General features: G+C 63.0%; 12 protein-coding genes. 3 read left to right on the forward strand and 9 right to left on the reverse strand.

Annotation, left to right across the window (positions count from 1 at the left end; all coding sequences use genetic code 11):
- Positions 1–9: 9 nt before the first annotated feature.
- The 5 genes from METH_RS03715 to METH_RS03735 all read right to left on the reverse strand — a co-directional run bounded on the left by METH_RS03715 (position 10) and on the right by METH_RS03735 (position 6931).
- Positions 10–966: an ABC transporter permease gene (locus METH_RS03715; RefSeq protein ID WP_024089071.1), complete on the reverse strand. Its 957-nt coding sequence runs from the start codon at positions 964–966 to the stop codon at positions 10–12.
- A 93-nt stretch (positions 967–1059) separates the two neighbouring features.
- The gene (locus METH_RS03720) at positions 1060–2631 is read right to left on the reverse strand and encodes an ABC transporter substrate-binding protein (RefSeq protein ID WP_156927436.1); all 1572 of its coding nucleotides are present in this window, start codon (positions 2629–2631) and stop codon (positions 1060–1062) included.
- A 36-nt stretch (positions 2632–2667) separates the two neighbouring features.
- A complete protein-coding gene (locus METH_RS03725; RefSeq protein WP_245602949.1) occupies positions 2668–4155 on the reverse strand; it encodes an aldehyde dehydrogenase family protein in 1488 nt (495 codons plus the stop codon).
- On the reverse strand, positions 4152–5324 hold the full coding sequence (locus METH_RS03730) for a mandelate racemase/muconate lactonizing enzyme family protein (protein ID WP_024089074.1): 1173 nt from the start codon (positions 5322–5324) through the stop codon (positions 4152–4154). The genes METH_RS03725 and METH_RS03730 overlap by 4 nt, the downstream gene beginning before the upstream one ends.
- Positions 5321–6931, reverse strand: coding sequence for a GMC family oxidoreductase (locus METH_RS03735; RefSeq protein WP_024089075.1), 1611 nt, complete (start codon positions 6929–6931; stop codon positions 5321–5323). Before METH_RS03735 ends, METH_RS03730 begins: the two co-directional genes overlap by 4 nt.
- 119 nt (positions 6932–7050) lie before the next feature.
- On the opposite strand from METH_RS03735, the gene METH_RS03740 reads away from it, so the two are divergent.
- Positions 7051–7929: a LysR substrate-binding domain-containing protein gene (locus tag METH_RS03740; RefSeq protein ID WP_024089076.1), complete on the forward strand. Its 879-nt coding sequence runs from the start codon at positions 7051–7053 to the stop codon at positions 7927–7929.
- Between the two features lie 578 nt (positions 7930–8507).
- Positions 8508–9265, forward strand: a protein-coding gene (locus METH_RS22960) for an IS5 family transposase (RefSeq protein WP_156927531.1) whose coding sequence is annotated in 2 segments (ribosomal slippage) — positions 8508–8832 and positions 8832–9265 — 759 coding nt in all. Because the reading frame shifts where the segments join, the coding sequence is not laid out codon by codon here.
- On the opposite strand, the gene METH_RS25345 is transcribed toward METH_RS22960, so the two are convergent.
- Positions 9253–9537 carry a transposase gene (locus METH_RS25345; RefSeq protein WP_197538818.1) on the reverse strand — a complete coding sequence of 95 codons (285 nt, stop codon included), beginning with the start codon at positions 9535–9537 and terminating at the stop codon, positions 9253–9255. The genes METH_RS22960 and METH_RS25345 overlap by 13 nt on opposite strands.
- A 66-nt stretch (positions 9538–9603) precedes the next feature.
- The gene (locus METH_RS24435; RefSeq protein ID WP_197538819.1) at positions 9604–10173 is read right to left on the reverse strand and encodes an IS110 family transposase; all 570 of its coding nucleotides are present in this window, start codon (positions 10171–10173) and stop codon (positions 9604–9606) included.
- Positions 10174–10531: 358 nt separating this feature from the next.
- Here METH_RS24435 and METH_RS03760 point away from each other — a divergent pair, with 358 nt between their 5' ends.
- Entirely contained in the window at positions 10532–12421 is a 1890-nt protein-coding gene (locus METH_RS03760) for a methyl-accepting chemotaxis protein (protein WP_024089080.1), read from the forward strand.
- A gap of 83 nt (positions 12422–12504) precedes the next feature.
- Here METH_RS03760 and METH_RS03765 read toward each other — a convergent pair whose 3' ends face one another.
- Both METH_RS03765 and METH_RS03770 read right to left on the reverse strand, forming a co-directional pair.
- On the reverse strand, positions 12505–14718 hold the full coding sequence (locus METH_RS03765) for an NADP-dependent isocitrate dehydrogenase (protein WP_024089081.1): 2214 nt from the start codon (positions 14716–14718) through the stop codon (positions 12505–12507).
- Positions 14719–15052: 334 nt separating this feature from the next.
- Positions 15053–15550 (reverse strand): SH3 domain-containing protein, encoded by a 498-nt coding sequence (locus METH_RS03770; protein ID WP_024089082.1) that lies wholly within the window; start codon positions 15548–15550, stop codon positions 15053–15055.
- Positions 15551–15753 lie beyond the last annotated feature (203 nt).

Consider the following 15753-nt stretch of genomic DNA (forward strand, 5'->3'; position numbering starts at 1 on the left):
TGCGCTCCTTTATCGTGCGTGCCGCAGGCGCGGGTTGGACAGGATCGACAGGATGTCGGCCAGCACATTCAGGGTTATGTAAGTGCCGGCAAAGAACAGGCCGACTGCCTGCACCACCGGGAAATCACGGCTAGCCACCGCATCAACCAGCAGCTGGCCCAGGCCGGGGTAGGAGAACACAACCTCCACCACCACCACGCCGACAATCAGATAGGCGAGGTTCAGCGCTACCACGTTGATGATCGGCGCCAGCGCATTGGGCAGCGCATGCAGCACGATCACCCGCCAGCGCGGCACGCCCTTCAGCCGGGCCATCTCGATGTAGGGGGCCGCCAGCAAGTTGATGATGGCGGCGCGGGTCATCCGCATCATATGGGCGATGACCACCAGGATCAGCGTCAGCGCAGGCAGGAAGCTGCGGTAGAGCGCATCGCCAAAAGAGGCAGCCTCATCAATGCGGGCCAGTGTCGGAAACCAGCCCAGGCGGATCGACAGGAACAAAACCAGCAGATAGGCGACAAAGAATTCCGGCATCGAGATCGCACCGAGCGCCCCGACATTGACGCTGCGGTCGAACAGCGAGTTGCGCCACAGCGCGCTGAGCAGCCCCAAAAGGATCGCCATCGGCACCGCGATCACCGCGGCATAGCAGGCCAGGAACATGGTGTTGGCCAGACGCGTCGATAGCAGATCGGCAACCGGCCGGTGCGAAGCCATCGAGTTGCCAAAGTCGCCCTGCGCCGCCGCCGCCAGCCAGTCGAGATAGCGCAGATGCGCAGGCTGGTCCAGGCCCAGTTCGGCGCGGAAGGCGGCCAGGGTTTCAGGGGTGGCCGACTGGCCAAGAATCTGTTGAGCTAGGTCGCCGGGCAGCAGCTCGATGCCGACAAACATCAGGGCAGAGACGGCCAGCAGCGTCACGGCCGCAAGGGCTAGTCGGCTGAGGATCAGCTTCATCAATGGGGGCATATCACAGCCTCCTCTTAAATCGCAACGGAATCGCACCTGCGGGAGGCGGCCCCAGCCGGGCCGCCTCGTGCAATTGCAGTTCGCGGGTTTAGATCAGGCCATCCACCAGCGCTCGATAAAGCGAACGCTGTCCAAATCCCACATCTCCGAGACATGCTCAGGGGTTTGGATCTTGGTGTTCATCGCCGAGACATACTGGCCGAAGGCCGGGATCAGCGCGCCGCCGTCGGTCTGACACAGCTGCTGCATTTCGCCGTAAATCTCGGCGCGCAGTGCCTGATCCAGCTGCGAACGGCCCTCGGCCAGCAGCTGGTTGAAGCGCTCGTTCTTCCACAGCGTGTCGTTCCAGTCCGCGGTGGCGGCATAGCCAGCCGAGAACATCAGGTCCGGGGTCGGGCGCCCGCCCCAGTAGCTGCAGCAGAAGGGCTTTTGCAGCCAGACATTGGACCAGTAGCCATCATCGGGTTCGCGCGCGACTTTCAGATTGATGCCCGCGCCCTTGGCTGCCTCGGAGAACAGCACCGACGCATCCACCGCGCCGTTGAAAGCTGCGTCCGCGGTGTGCAGGGTCGCATCCAGGCTGCTCAGCCCTGCCTTGGACAGGTAGTGCTTGGCTTTATCGGGGTCATAAGCGTGCTGTTCCAGCTCCGCATTGTAAAACGGCATGGAGGACGCGATCGGGTGGTCGTTGCCCACGGTGCCATAGCCCTTCAGAACCTTCTGCACGATGGCCTCGCGGTCGATCGCGTGCTTCAACGCCAGGCGTACGTTTACATCGTCAAACGGCGCGGCGGTCACATGCATCGGCATGGTGTAATGAAGGGTGCCGTTCTGGGTGTGGATCTTAACGTTGGAATTGCGCTTCAACAGGTGGATGGTCTTCAGGTCCGGGCGGTCGATCAGGTCAACCTCACCGGTCATCAGTGCGTTCATCCTCGCTGCGGGATCGCCGACCTTCAGCAGCACCACCTTGTCGAAGTGGGCACGGCCCGCCTTCCAGTAGTCATCACGGCGCTTCAGTTCGATACGCACACCCGGCTCAAAGGCCTCTATCACGTAGCCGCCGGTGCCAATCCGGCTTTCGGGATCAATGGCGCCGTTTGTGTCCTGCCGGATGGTCAGGTGGTAGTCATTGAAGATGAACGGGAAATCGGCGTTGCCGTCTTCCAGCTCAAAGGTCACCACATTGTCGCCGTCAGCGCGGATGTCCTTGATCTGCGCCAGCAGCGGCTTCACACCGGACTTCGACTCCGGGCCCATGTGGTGGCGGATCGAAGACACGACGTCAGCTGCCGAAACCCGCTTGCCGTCCGAGAAAGTCGCGTCATCGCGCAGTCGGAAAGTCCAGACGCGCGCATCCGGAGTCGCCTCATAGCTCTCGGCGAGGTCCGGTTGGGCGGTGCCGTCCGGGGCAATCTCCACCAGGGTCGAGAACACCGCATAGCTGGTGGCGAACATGAAATCGTTGGCATAGGTCGCCGGATCCAGCGAATCCGAGGTGCTGCCTTGTGTATAGCCCACCCGCAGTGTTCCGCCCTTCTTCGGCTCTGCCGCCTGGACGCGGTTATTCAGGCCTAGCCCCAGGGCCAGCCCGCCCGCAGCGGCGCCTGCCAAAAAGCCGCGCCGGGTCGGCGCCGCCAGGGCGGTCGTGGTCTTTAGCATCATGTTCCTCCTCCTGGAATTATGTGTTCTTGCAGCGCCTTACACTGCAAGCGTGATGGATTTTGAACGGGTGTAGGCGTCGAGCCCCTCCAACCCTTTTTCGCGGCCGAACCCGGATTTCCGGTTGCCGCCAAAGGGCAGTTCGATTCCCCCCGCCCAATAGTCGTTGACGGTGACCTGACCGGCATCTACCCGCTGCGCCATGCGCAGGGCGGTGGACATGTCCTTGGTGTAGATACCGGCCGCCAGGGCAAAATCGGTGCCATTGGCCAGCGCCAGCGCCTCGTTCTCATCGGCAAAGGTCTGCACCGCCAGAACCGGACCAAAGATTTCCTGCGTCACCGCTTCATCGCTGGCGGCAAGATCGTTCAGGATGGTTGGTTCAAAGAACCAGCCCTTGCCGGTTTCCGGATCCGTTGCCACATTGCCGCCGGTGGCGATTTCGACACCGCGGGCGCGGGCGCGCTCGACGTGGCCTGCGATCTGCTCCAGGTGACGTTCCGAGTTGACAGCCCCCATATCCGGGTTGCGCAGCCCATGGCCAAAGCGAAGCGCCTGCGCCTTTCTGACCAGCAGGTCCATCACCTCGGCATGCAGATCCTTGTGGATCACCAGACGCGAGCCCGCCGAACAGATCTGCCCCGAGTTGGAGAAAATCGCCCAGAACGCGCCATCGGCCACTGCCTCAGGATCGGCATCTGCAAAGGCGATCAGCGGCGACTTACCGCCCAGTTCCAGCGTCAGACCGGTGACGTTCGGGGCCACGTTCTGCATAACCCCGACGCCGGTTGCGACCGAGCCGGTAAAGGTCACGTGACGCACCCGAGGGTCGGTGACCAGCGGCGCGCCGGCCTCGATGCCGGTGCCGGTGACCACGTTGACGACGCCCGCTGGCACGCCCGCGCGCAGCAGCAGTTCGGCAATCATCAGCGCAGTAAAGGGCGTGGTTTCCGCCGGCTTCACCACCGCCGAGCAACCCGCCGCCAGCGCTGGGGCAATGCCACGCACCAGCGTCGAGGTCGGGTAATTCCACGGCACGATATGGGCGGTCAGGCCCACCGGCTCGCGCAGGGTGAAGGCGGCGTTGCCGTTGCCGAGGTTGACGCTGCGCCCGTCCAGCTTGTCGGCGGCACCTGCGTAGTATTCGAACAGGCGCGCCGAACCCGCGACATCGCCCTGCGCTTCAGCCAGGGTCTTGCCGCTGTCGAGGCTTTCAACCACCGCCAGCCTGTCTGCCTCAGCGCGCATCAGCCGCGCCGCCTCATTCAGGATGGCGCAGCGACGGGCGGGCGGCGTGTTGCGCCAGACCTCAAAGCCCTCGGCGGCGGAGGTCACGGCCCGGTCCACATCGACCGCGGTGCCAGCGGCGAAATCGGAAAAGGCCTCGCCGGTGCCGGCATCAAAGCTTTCCATGCGGTTGCCGCTGTCGGCGGCAACGAACGCGCCATCGATGAAGTGATCGCGCGGCAGATCCGGCAGCGTGCCGGTTTCGAAATAGGTGGAAATCATCTGGTCGGAGGTCATCATGCGTGCTCGCTGCATTTGTAGGTGGATTTGGCCAGCCACTCGGGGTTGATCTCAACGCCCCAGCCCGGTGCATCGGTCACGACCGCCTGGCCGTCCGTGATTGCGAAAGGATCGTCCAGGAACAAGTCACGCTGCCACGGATAGTAGTCGTCGCCCTCGATCGAGAATTCCAGGTAGCGGCCCGGATTGGGCACCGCCCGCAACAGATGCATGGTGAACAGCGTCACCAGCGACAGGTTGGCCGCATGCGGGGTGCAGGGCAGCCCGGCGGCATGGCCCATGCGGGCCACCTCCATGCTGCGCACCATGCCGCCCAGATACAGGATATCGGGCTGGATGATGTCCACCGCGCGCATCGCAACGATCCGCTTCCACTGCTGCAGGTCCCAGTCCTGCTCGCCGCCCGCCACGTCGATGGACAGTTCGCGGGTGACCTCCGCGGTCTGCTCCAGTTCCCAATAGGGGCAGGGCTCCTCGAAATGCTCGTAGCCGTTGGCCTCCAGCATCCGCCCGACCTCGATCGCGCGGGCAGGGCCAAAGCCCGAGTTGCCATCGACCAGCAGCGCCTCATCCGGGCCCAGGGCCTTGCGGATAGCTGGGATGATCGCCTCGGTCCGCCCCTCCCATTCATCCCGATCCTGGCCGCATTCGGCGCCGACGCGCACCTTGAAGGCATCAAAGCCATAGTCATCGCGCAGGCGTTGCATGCGCGTGGCCTCATCCTCAGGCGTGATGTCACGCCGCATGGAAGACGCATAGGCCCGCAGCGGCCCTGCCGAACCGCCCAGCAGTTCGGCCACGGGTTTTCCCGCCGCCTTGCCGCGCCAGTCCCAGACCGCGGTGTCCAGACCCGCCATGGCCCGGCGCAGATAGGTGCCGGGGAACTTGTGCTCGCGCAGCGGGATCTCGGCGATCACATCCTCCAGCGCGTCCATGCCGCGCCCCAGCGCCCAGGGCGCCACCTGCCGGTGCAGAATCTCGCAGGTCAGGTCGCTGCTGTAGGTGGACACCTGACCCCAGCCGGTGCTGCCGTCCTCTGCAGTGACCCGCACAAAGCCGACCAGCGGCGTGCAGAAGGTCTCGATCCGGCGGATCCGCGGCCCGGTGTCGTTCTTGCCGCAGATGTTGGCAACCGGCACCGCACCGGACATGGAATAAGGCGTGCTCATGCGTCCTCCAGAATGAGATCAGCGGCGCGATGCGCCAGCATCATGGTCGGGGCATTGGTGTTGCCCGAGGTCAGATTGGGAAAGACCGAGGCATCGGCGACGCGCAGCCCCTGCACCCCATGCACCTTCAGCCGCGGGCTGACCACCGCGTCCTGCGCGTCCCGCCCCATCCGGCAGGTGCCGACCGGGTGAAAGACGGTGCCGCAGCGCTCGCGGAAATCGGCCAGGAGCTGCGCATCGTCCATACGCCGCAGATCCGGCTCCATCGCTGAGTCCACCAGTCTATCGAGCGCGGCGGTCGTAATCAGCCGCTGGCACAGGCGGCCGCCCGCCACGACCTGCTCGCGATCCTCTTCGGTCGCCAGCGAATTGGGGCGTATGCGGGGCGGCGCCGCCGGGTCTGCGGCGCTGATGTCGATACGGCCGCGGCTGGTGGGCCGGGCCGGCTGAAAGCCAATGATGAAGCCCGGGAACGGATCTGGCTGTACCACCGTACGTTTGCCGTTCGGCGTCGTGGTATAGGTGACCGGGTTGAAATACAGCTGCTGGTCAGGGTGGACCTGATCCCGGCCAGAGCGGAAATAGCCGCCGCACTGGTTCACCGACAGGGCCAGCGGCCCGCGCCGGGTCAGCGCGTATTGCAGCGCCGCGCGCACCTTGCCGGTGAACGGGCGCAGTGCATTGTTCAGCGTTGGCTCGGTGGCGCGGAAGTAATAGTTGATGCCCAGATGGTCCTGCAGGTTGCCGCCCACATGTGCCGCATCCAGAAGCGGCGTGATGCCGTGGGATTTTAGCAGCTCCGCCGGGCCGATGCCCGACAGCTGCAGCAGCCGCGGCGAGGTCACCGCGCCTGCGGACAGGATGATTTCGCGGCCCGCACGCAGGGTCTGACTCTTGCCTTTGCGCAGCACCTGAACGGCAGCGGCGCGCCGGCCTTCGAAGATGATCCGCTCGGCCAGCACACCGGTCATCAGGGTGACATTGGATCGCTTCAGCGCCGGCTTCAAAAAGGCCCGCGCCGAATGCATCCGGCGGCCGCCGCTGGTGTTGATCCGGTAGGCCGCCGCGCCCTCGTTTGCGCTGCTATTGATGTCGCCGGTACGCGGCAGGCCCAGTTCCTCCGCCGCAGCAAAGAAATGCCGGTTCGCGGGATGGATTTGGTCCGACACATCCTGCACATTCAGCGGCCCCGTGCCATCTTGCGTGCCATCGGCGCCGATGCGGCTTTCCATCGCCTCATAGATCTGCCGAACGGTCTTCCAGTTCCAGCCCTCAGCGCCGGCCTCTGCCCAGTCATCAAAATCCCGCGGCAGCCCCCGCGCATAGACCAGGGCGTTGATGGCACCTGATCCGCCCACCACCTTGCCGCGCGGCCAATAACCGCTGCGCCCTGCTAGGGACTCTTCCGGCTCGGTCTGGTATTTCCAGTTCACCTTGGGGTCAAAGAACGTCTTTCCATAGCCCAGCGGCAGCGCAATCCACGGTGACCAGCCGCGCCCACCCGCCTCCAGCACCAGCACCGTGTGGTGCCCCGAAGCGCTCAGCCGTTCCGCCAGCACACAGCCGGCGGACCCTGCTCCGATGATGATGTAGTCGTAGTCCGCCACTGCACTCTGCCTGATGCTGCTTCTGTCGCACGACCGTTACAAACCTCTCCGCCGAATCCAAAACGAAAAAAAATTCGCAATAGCCTTAAAAAATTTCGCAGATGGTCTATTCTGCGAGAATGTACAAGGAGCTCCCCCCCTTGCCCTGGCTGCGCGCGTTTGACGCCAGCGCCCGCCTTGGCAATTTCACCCTCGCCGCCGAAGAGCTGGGCCTGACGCCCTCTGCCGTCAGCTATCAGGTGCGCGGCCTGGAAGCGCAGCTTGGACACAAGCTGTTCCGGCGTGAGCGCAAGGCATTGGTCCTGACCCGGCTGGGACAGGCCTACAAGCCGGTGGTGGCCAAGGCATTTGCCGATCTCGATGCCACCACCTCGAACCTGTTTGGCAAGGGCGCAGAGGCCGAGATCGCCCTTCGGTGCGTCAGCTCGTTAAATTTGCTGTGGCTGGTCCCGCGCCTTGAGCATTTCAAGGTGGCGAACCCGGACAGCCGCCTCCGGGTTCTCTCTGCCTCCTGGGCAGAGCTGGCGGAGGGTGAGGAGATTGACGTCGACATACGTTATGGCGACGGCAACTGGGCAGACGGTGAAGTGCTGCCGCTTATGACCAACGAAGTCATTCCCGTTTGCGCCCCCGCCCTGCGCGGTAGCGGCAGCCCGCAGGCGTTGGCCCGCGGCCCGCTGATTGAACTGGCGGGAGTGGTCGATACCTGGCGACACTTTTTTGCCCTGCATGAGCCCGATTGCGAAACTCAGGAGCCTGCGTACAAGGTGGACCAGTCTCTGATCGCGCTCGAGCTTGCCAGCCGCGGCCAGGGCATAGCGCTGGTCGCTGAGGTCTTCGCCCGACCCTACCTGGACAGCGGCACGCTGGTGCAGGCAAGCGATCTGGCCCTGCCTCCGCGCCAAGGGCACTATCTTGTGCTGCCAGCGGCACGCAACCGCTTCCGGCCGGAAGTCACAGCGCTGGTGGCATGGTTGCAAGAACAAGCCTGTAAATAGTTTGCAGCTTCTGTGGTTACGGCCCGTGTCGCAAAAAGATTCTGACCGTCCAGGCTTGTGATCGAGTGCGAGATTCTGTCAGGCCAACACCCCTTTGGCAGGCATTCAGACAACTATGGGGAGCGGTGAAAGTTTTGTATAGTCCGCTTCCCGTAAATTGCTTCCACTCGGCTTCGTCCATGCTGCATACGTGGCGAAAGTCGGAAACCTCGCCTTCACACTGTGCCGGGCAAACCTGCCTTTTGCCGCTGGCGCGCGATCCTTGCTGCATTTGCCAAGACATCAGAAGGCCGTGCAGGAAGCGGAAGCTCCCTGCGAAACGAGCATAGCAGAAAAACTTGGAGGCTGACATTCATCCGGCTTGGGTACAGGGCCAGATCTTGCGTTGCCGAGCGATAAAAGAAAACCGGAAAGTGATTTCCATAATTTTCAAAAACGTTATTCTCTGGACATGCATTTGAAGCTTCGCCATTTGGAAGTCTTTCACGCCGTAATGGAAGAAGGCTCGGTCTCTAGGCTCAGGACCCATTGATTTCCGGTGGGTGGCGTGATTCACGGTTCGAAAAATGAGCGGTGATATGTCTGATCTTTTCTGGCTGACGGACGCGCAGATGGCCCGTCTTGAGCCTTATTTTCCGAAGTCCCACGGCAAGCCGCGTGTTGATGACCGGCGTGTTCTGAGCGGAATTATCTTCATCAATCGCAATGGCTTGCGCTGGCGTGATGCTCCCAAAGATTACGGCCCGCACAAGACCTTGTACAACCGTTGGAAGCGGTGGAGCGACAAGGGCATCTTTGCCCAGATGATGGCCGGTCTGGCTGCTGATCACGGTGAGGAAAAGACCGTGATGATCGACGCAACTTACCTGAAAGCACACCGTACAGCCTCCAGTCTTGGGGTTAAAAAGGGGGGCGTGGGCGTCTGATCGGGCGCACTAAGGGCGGCATGAACACCAAGCTGCACGCAATCTGTGACAGCCAGGGCCGTCCGCTGAACCTGTTCGTGACTGCCGGGCAGGTCAGTGATTACACCGGTGCAAAGGCGCTGCTGAGTGGCCTGCCTGACGTCCAGTGGCTTCTCGGAGATCGCGGATATGATGCCGATTGGTTTAGAGAAGCGTTGAAAGACAAAGGGATACGCGCCTGCATCCCCGGCCGAAAGCAGCGCAAGAAAGCCATCAGATACGACAAACGCCGATATAAGCGGCGCAACCGCATTGAGATTATGTTCGGCAGGCTGAAGGACTGGCGGCGGGTTGCGACACGATACGACAGATGCCCAAAAGTCTTCCTGTCAGCAATCGCGCTTGCAGCCCTCGTTATCTACTGGCTTTGAAACTCAATGAGTCCAGAGCCTAGCCATGACCATTTCTTCACCCTGGTCAGCATGGATTGCGCGGTCTCGTACAGCAAGGCTCGCATCATTCCGTCGCCACACAAGGATACCCGGCCGACGCGTTGACTTTCTCCGGACTGTTTTAGGACCGGTGTCAGCCCTAAGACCGGCCCAACCGCTCGAGACCTTCGAAAGCGCGCCGGGATATCAATGGTGCTGACGAAGGCAAGAGAAGTCACCGCGCCAACACCAGGGACTGTCATCAGGCGCATGCAAACGGCGTCTCCCGTCGCGATTTCCACAACCTCGCGGTGCAGTTTGGCGAAGCCCTCACGGAGCTAGCGCCTTGCCGCGAGCAAGACGCTGATCACCTTCTCCAGTTCCGGCAGTTCCGCGATGAGTTCCAAGGCGCGGGCTTCGAACTTCCCTCTGCCGACGATGCCGACCTTGAGCCCGAAGTTGCGCAGCAAGCCGCGAATATCATTCTCGACAGCAATCGCCTTCTCCTGCAGGAGCTTCCGGGCTCGCAGCAGGGCTCGGCGCTGCTGGCTTTCCCGGGTCTTCACATGCACCGGACGGTACAGGTTGACCCGCATCATCTGCGCGATCCCACGCGCATCATTGCGGTCGGTCTTGTTCACCTGCGCCTTGAGGAAGGCCTTCGCGTGGCGTGTCTCGATACAAATCACCGGAAGCCCCGCGCGCGCCAGCCCTTCGAACAGCCATTGCGACAGCGGACCGGCTTCCAACCCGATCCGTTCGAAATGGACCCCGATGCTGCTCAAAGCCAGAGAGAGCTCCTCGGGGTGGCTCGCAATCTTCATTTCTGAGCAGACTTGGCCGTCGTCGCCGACAACACAAATGGCGGTTTCTTTTACTGATACATCCAATCCGGCATAATGCTTCATGCTGCGTCTCCTTCCTTGATGCTCGTGGCTGCTTCACACAGACCACGTATTATCATCAGCTCGAGACGCAGCACCTACCGGAGACCGAGGCTGGAAGTGGGGCGCAAGCCGAATACCCCATCTGACCCTAGATGCCATCGAGGGGGTCAGATGCAACGCTTACACTGGATCGTGACTTCGCCGCAGACAGGCCGGACCGGAAACGGAGTGAGCTCCAGGGGGAGGGCGGGTCTTTCCCCTTCAGGTTTGCGGCGTGAACCTTGCTGAATGCGGTGGAAATCCGCATCCGGCTAGGGAATTGTTAGAGGGTGCGGTTTAAACCTGCTGGCAATATGCACGCAATGAAGGTTCCGCACTGATGCCCCGACTTCCCGATTTTCTGTACCGTCTGCCTGTCCGGATCTATGCGCTGGCAGCGCTGGCTCTCAGCCTGATGGCTGTTCTGACATTCCTGCTGCTGTCGCAATCCGTCAAAAACGCCTATGAAATGCGCTATACCGAGCTGCACAACGTCACAGACACGGCAGTCAGCCTGCTGCGCGATCTGGAGCAAGGTGTCAAGGACGGCCGCTTCACCGAAGAACAAGCCCGTGATATCGGCCGCGAGCGTCTGACGGCTCTGCGCTTTGGCGATTCGGGTTACGTGTTTGTCTTTGACCACGATCTGGTGGTGCAGGCGCATCCGACCGTGCCTGCCTGGAACGGCACCAACCAGGGCGCCTATGAGGATGTGACCGGCATCAAAGTGTTCCGGGAGCTGGAGAAGATCGCTGCTGCCAAAGGGGCAGGGGAGCTTACATATTACTTCAAGAAACCGGATTCCGAGGTTGTCGAGGCCAAGATCGGCTATGTGCAGGCCTATAAACCCTGGGGCTGGATCGTCGGCACCGGCGCCTATGTCTCGGATATCGAGGCTGACGTTGCGCGGATGCGCAATGACGCGCTGATCCTTCTGGGTATCAGCCTGGTGGCGCTGTCGATTGCCGCCTATTTCATCACCCGCAGCGTCACCGGTCCGCTGAATGGCCTCAAGTCGCGCATGCAGACACTCGCCGATGGCGACACAGACAGCGAAATCCCCCATGCCACTGCGCGCAGCGAACTGGGGGAGATCGCCCAAAGCCTTGATGTCTTCCGCCAGGCACTGATCCGCCAGAAGGATCTGGAGCGGGCCGAGCAGCAACGCAATGAAAAGCACAGCAATGTCGTGAGTGTGCTCAGCAGCAAACTGTCAGCCCTGTCGCAGGGGGACCTGACTGCGCAGATCACCGAAACCTTCCCCGAGGATTACGAGCAGCTGCGCCAGGACTTCAACACCACCGCGCAGAACCTCAGCGCGACTGTGGAACAGGTGATTGCCGCGGCCAGCAGCATCCGCAGCGGTGCGGCTGAAATCAGCCAGGCTTCGGATGATCTGTCGCACCGCACCGAAAGCCAGGCCGCGACGCTGGAAGAAACCGCTGCCGCCCTGGATGAGCTGACCGCTTCGGTCAAATCGGCAGCCGAGGGCGCCCGCAGCGTCGAGTCCACCATGGAAGACGCCAAGGGCGAAGCCCGCACCAGCGGTGAAGTGGTGCAAAGCGCCGTGGCCGCGATGACCGAGATCGAGGAATCTTCGGCGCACATCTCGCAGATCATCTCGGTGATCGACGATATCGCCTTTCAGACCAATCTCCTGGCGCTGAACGCCGGGGTTGAGGCCGCCCGCGCAGGCGAAGCGGGCCGCGGCTTTGCGGTGGTCGCCTCCGAGGTGCGGGCGCTGGCACAGCGGTCCTCGGACGCGGCGATGGAGATCAAGACCCTGATCGGCAACAGCTCCGGGCAGGTCGCCCGCGGCGTGGATCTGGTCGGCAAAGCGGGCGAAGCGCTGCAAAGCATCGTTTCGCAGGTCAGCCATATCTCGCAGCTGGTGTCCGGCATTGCCGAAGGCGCCGCCGAGCAATCCACCGGCCTGCATGAGATCAACACCGGTGTTACCCAGCTGGATCAGGTCACCCAGCAGAATGCCGCCATGGTGGAACAGGCCACTGCGGCCGGCCATTTGCTGAAGACCGACGCCGCCAAGCTCAGCGAACTGGTGGCGCATTTCAAAATCCCCGGCGGCGGCATCGCGGCCGTTCCGGCCCGGGCGGCCAGGGCACCGGCGCCAACCGCCCACGGCAGCGATGACTGGAACATGGAGGCCGCGCCGCAGCCCGTTGCCGCGGCCGGCGGCAATGCAGCCAAAAAGCTGTGGCAGGATTTCTGATCCATCTGCGAACCCGTCACAGACAAACAGAAAACGCCCGGGGATTTCCCCGGGCGTTTTTTGTTGCGGACTGTCCGGACAGATCAGCCGATGATCGCATTCAGCGTTGCCGAGGGGCGCATCACCTTGGCCTTCAGCGCAGCACTCGGGCGGTAGTAGCCGCCAATGTCTGCCGCCTGGCCCTGGGCTGCGGCCAGCTCGGACAGGATCTGCTCTTCCTTGGCAGCCAGCTCTTCCGCGATGGGGGCAAAATGCGCCGCCAGTTCCGCATCCCCGGTCTGGGCCGCCAGGGCTTCCGCCCAGTAACGGGCAAACCAGTAATGGCTGTCGCGGTTGTCGGGCTCGCCCACCTTGCGGCTGGGAGAGCGGTTGTGGTCCAGAATGCCTTGGGTGGCGTCCTCGGCCGCAGCGCCCAGCACGCCGGCCTTGGCGTTGCCCTTGGCGTCGGCCAGGAAATTCAGGCTTTCCCCCAGGGCGCAGAATTCACCCATCGAATCCCAGCGCAGGTGGTTTTCCTCAACCAGCTGCTGCACATGTTTCGGAGCAGACCCGCCGGCACCGGTTTCAAACAGCCCGCCGCCCTGCATCAGCTTGACGATCGACAGCATCTTGGCCGAGGTGCCCAGTTCCAGGATCGGGAACAGGTCGGTCAGGTAGTCGCGCAGCACGTTGCCGGTGATGGCGATGCTGTCGTTGCCCGCGGTGATCGTTTCCAGCGACTGGCGGGTTGCCTCGCGCGGCGCCAGGATCTGGAACTTGCCGGCAACGCCCGCCGCTTCCAGCGCCGGTTTCACATAGTTGATCAGCTCGGCGTCATGGGCGCGGTTTGCGTCCAGCCAGAAGATCGCCTCGGAGCCGGTCAGGCGCTGGCGGTCCATCGCCAGCTCGATCCAGTTCTCGATCGGTGCCTTCTTGACAGTGCAGGCCCGCCAGATGTCACCCGCCTCGACGTCGTGCGAATGCAGCGTTTCGCCGTTTGCCAGAACCACCCGGATGGTGCCGTCGGCCGGGGCCTCGAACGTGGTCGGGTGGGAGCCGTATTCCTCGGCCTTCTGCGCCATCAGGCCGACGTTGGCGACGGCACCGGCGGTGGTCACGTCCAGCGCGCCATTGGCTTTGAAGAAATTGATGGTCTCGTCATAGACCGTGGCATAGCAGCGGTCGGGGATCACGCAGTTGGTGTCGCCCTTGTTGCCGTTCTGGTCCCAGCCCTTGCCGCCGGCGCGGATTACCGCGGGCATCGAGGCGTCGATGATCACATCGGACGGCACATGCAGGTTGGTGATGCCCTTGTCGCTGTCCACCATATACATGTCCGGCCGCTCGGCGCGCACTGCATCGATTTCGGCCATGATCTCCGGGTTGTCCTTCACCCGGTTCAGCAGGTCGCCCATGCCGGAATTCGGGTTGACGCCCAGGGCCTCCATCTGGGGGCCGAACTTTTCAAACACCGGCGCCAGCCAGGCCTTCACCGCGTGGCCGAAGATGATCGGGTCGGAGACCTTCATCATGGTCGCTTTCATGTGCAGCGAGAACATGGTGCCGTCGGCTTTGGTGTCCGCGATGGCCTCCGTCAGAAAGGCGGCCAGGGCCTTGGCGGACAGGAAGGTCGCATCGGCCACGGTGCCCTCTTCCAGCGGCCAGGCGTCTTTCAGAACGGTGACCGAGCCGTCCCCGGCGGCAAATTCGATCTTCGCGTCCCCTGCCTGCGCGGCGGTGATGGTCGCGGATTTTTCGTTTGCATAAAAGTCGTTGCCCGGCATCGACGACACTTTGGTCTTGCTGCCGGCCGACCATTCGCCCATCGAATGCGGGTTCTTCCGGGCATAGTTCTTCACCGCCTTGGCGGCGCGGCGGTCGGAGTTGCCCTCGCGCAGGACCGGGTTCACCGCCGAGCCCTTGATCGCGTCATACCGCGCGCGGATTTCTTTTTCGGCGTCGGTCGCCGGTTCTGCGGGGTAGTCCGGAATGGCATAGCCCTGACCCTGCAGTTCGGTGACAGCGGCAACCAGCTGCGGCACCGAGGCGGAGACGTTGGGCAGCTTGATGACATTGGCGTCCGGGGTTTTCACCAGCTGGCCCAGCTCGGCCAGATCATCGCTCTGGCGCTGGTCTTCGGTCAGGTTTTCCGGGAACGCTGCAATGATACGGCCGGCCAGCGAAATATCCTTGGTGCCGACGGTGACACCAGCGGCCGAGGCGAACTTGCGGATGATCGGCAGGAAGGATGCCGAGGCCAGCTCGGGCGCTTCGTCTACGATGGTATACAATATGTCCGGGGTTTGATTTTCTGCCATGTTCCACAACCTTTCAGCGATCTCGGAGACTTTTGTGACGTCAGCGCAGACAGGCCGCGCCAAGTTCGGGTATTCCGGTGCTGCCGCGGCGGTGCCCTGAAAATGGGCGGACCCCGGCCTGGCAGCCAATGGTGTGGCCCCCATGTAGAACACGATTGCTGCGGGTGCAATGGTTTGGCGCATCTGCGCCCCCGCGCGGATTGCCGCGCCCTTGGGGGTGAAGCAGGGAAAGGCCAGCGAATGCAGGGGCGCCGGCCCAATTCACCCATAGTACTGCGGCAAGGAAGAAGCAGGAAGGCGCAGCAAGGATGCAGCGGGATAGGGGCAGGGGACGTTATTCGCGCAGCTCATCCGGGGCGACGCCCCAGAGTTTTTTCTTCGGCGCCCAGCCGCTGTAGCCGCCGGCCGAGATTTCGCACCAGCTGGTCTCGCACTCGCCCAGCCGGGCGACCACGCCCAGCTCGAAGGCAGCGGTAACCGGCGCGCGGCTGTCCGGCCGGGAATGCACGGTCAGCATGTCCTCTTCGATCAGCACCGTGCGCACGCCCGACAGCAATGCGTAATGCACCCAGCCGCCGGCCCCCTCGCGGTCCTGCACCCGGCGCCAGTGGCCGTATTCCGCAGTGATTTCCAGCGGCATGCCGCGGCGTTTGAACACCCAGTCGATCTTGTGGGTCAGCGACGGGCCGCGGCGCACATTGCCCTTGGCGGCCTTCATCGAGACATAGCGCGGCAGCGGCAGGTTGGTGACGGGGCCGCGGGATTCGGCGGCGCATACGGCCCCCGCCATCGCCAGGGATACCGCTGCCGCTGCCAGATGGCGCAATGCCATTGCCGCTTTTTCCACTGTCTGCCGCCTCTTTTTGCCCAGCCGGGTCAGGCCCAGCGTCCTGTTCCGGTCTTTTGCCCGTTTTCCTGCTGCGGCCGTGAAATTTCCGGCCTGCAGCAAGGGAGTTGCGCTTGGGTTCTTGTGCCCGTCCGCGTCCTGCGCCACGATGCCATGGAGGCGTGCGGATTGAAAAGCCCAAGGGAGAG

This window comes from Leisingera methylohalidivorans DSM 14336, assembly GCF_000511355.1.
In the GTDB taxonomy this organism is placed as follows: Bacteria; Pseudomonadota; Alphaproteobacteria; order Rhodobacterales; family Rhodobacteraceae; genus Leisingera; species Leisingera methylohalidivorans.

Excerpts from the sequence above, each read along its gene's own strand:
- METH_RS24435 (WP_197538819.1), bottom strand. The coding sequence starts at position 10,173 with ATGAAGCATTATGCCGGATTGGATGTATCAGTAAAAGAAACCGCCATT.
- METH_RS03730 (WP_024089074.1), bottom strand. The coding sequence starts at position 5,324 with ATGAGCACGCCTTATTCCATGTCCGGTGCGGTGCCGGTTGCCAACATC.
- METH_RS03770 (WP_024089082.1), bottom strand. The coding sequence starts at position 15,550 with ATGGCATTGCGCCATCTGGCAGCGGCAGCGGTATCCCTGGCGATGGCG.
- METH_RS03760 (WP_024089080.1), top strand. The coding sequence starts at position 10,532 with ATGCCCCGACTTCCCGATTTTCTGTACCGTCTGCCTGTCCGGATCTAT.
- METH_RS03740 (WP_024089076.1), top strand. The coding sequence starts at position 7,051 with ATGTACAAGGAGCTCCCCCCCTTGCCCTGGCTGCGCGCGTTTGACGCC.
- METH_RS03720 (WP_156927436.1), bottom strand. The coding sequence starts at position 2,631 with ATGATGCTAAAGACCACGACCGCCCTGGCGGCGCCGACCCGGCGCGGC.
- METH_RS03725 (WP_245602949.1), bottom strand. The coding sequence starts at position 4,155 with ATGATGACCTCCGACCAGATGATTTCCACCTATTTCGAAACCGGCACG.
- METH_RS03765 (WP_024089081.1), bottom strand. The coding sequence starts at position 14,718 with ATGGCAGAAAATCAAACCCCGGACATATTGTATACCATCGTAGACGAA.
- METH_RS03715 (WP_024089071.1), bottom strand. The coding sequence starts at position 966 with ATGCCCCCATTGATGAAGCTGATCCTCAGCCGACTAGCCCTTGCGGCC.
- METH_RS25345 (WP_197538818.1), bottom strand. The coding sequence starts at position 9,537 with ATGCGCCTGATGACAGTCCCTGGTGTTGGCGCGGTGACTTCTCTTGCC.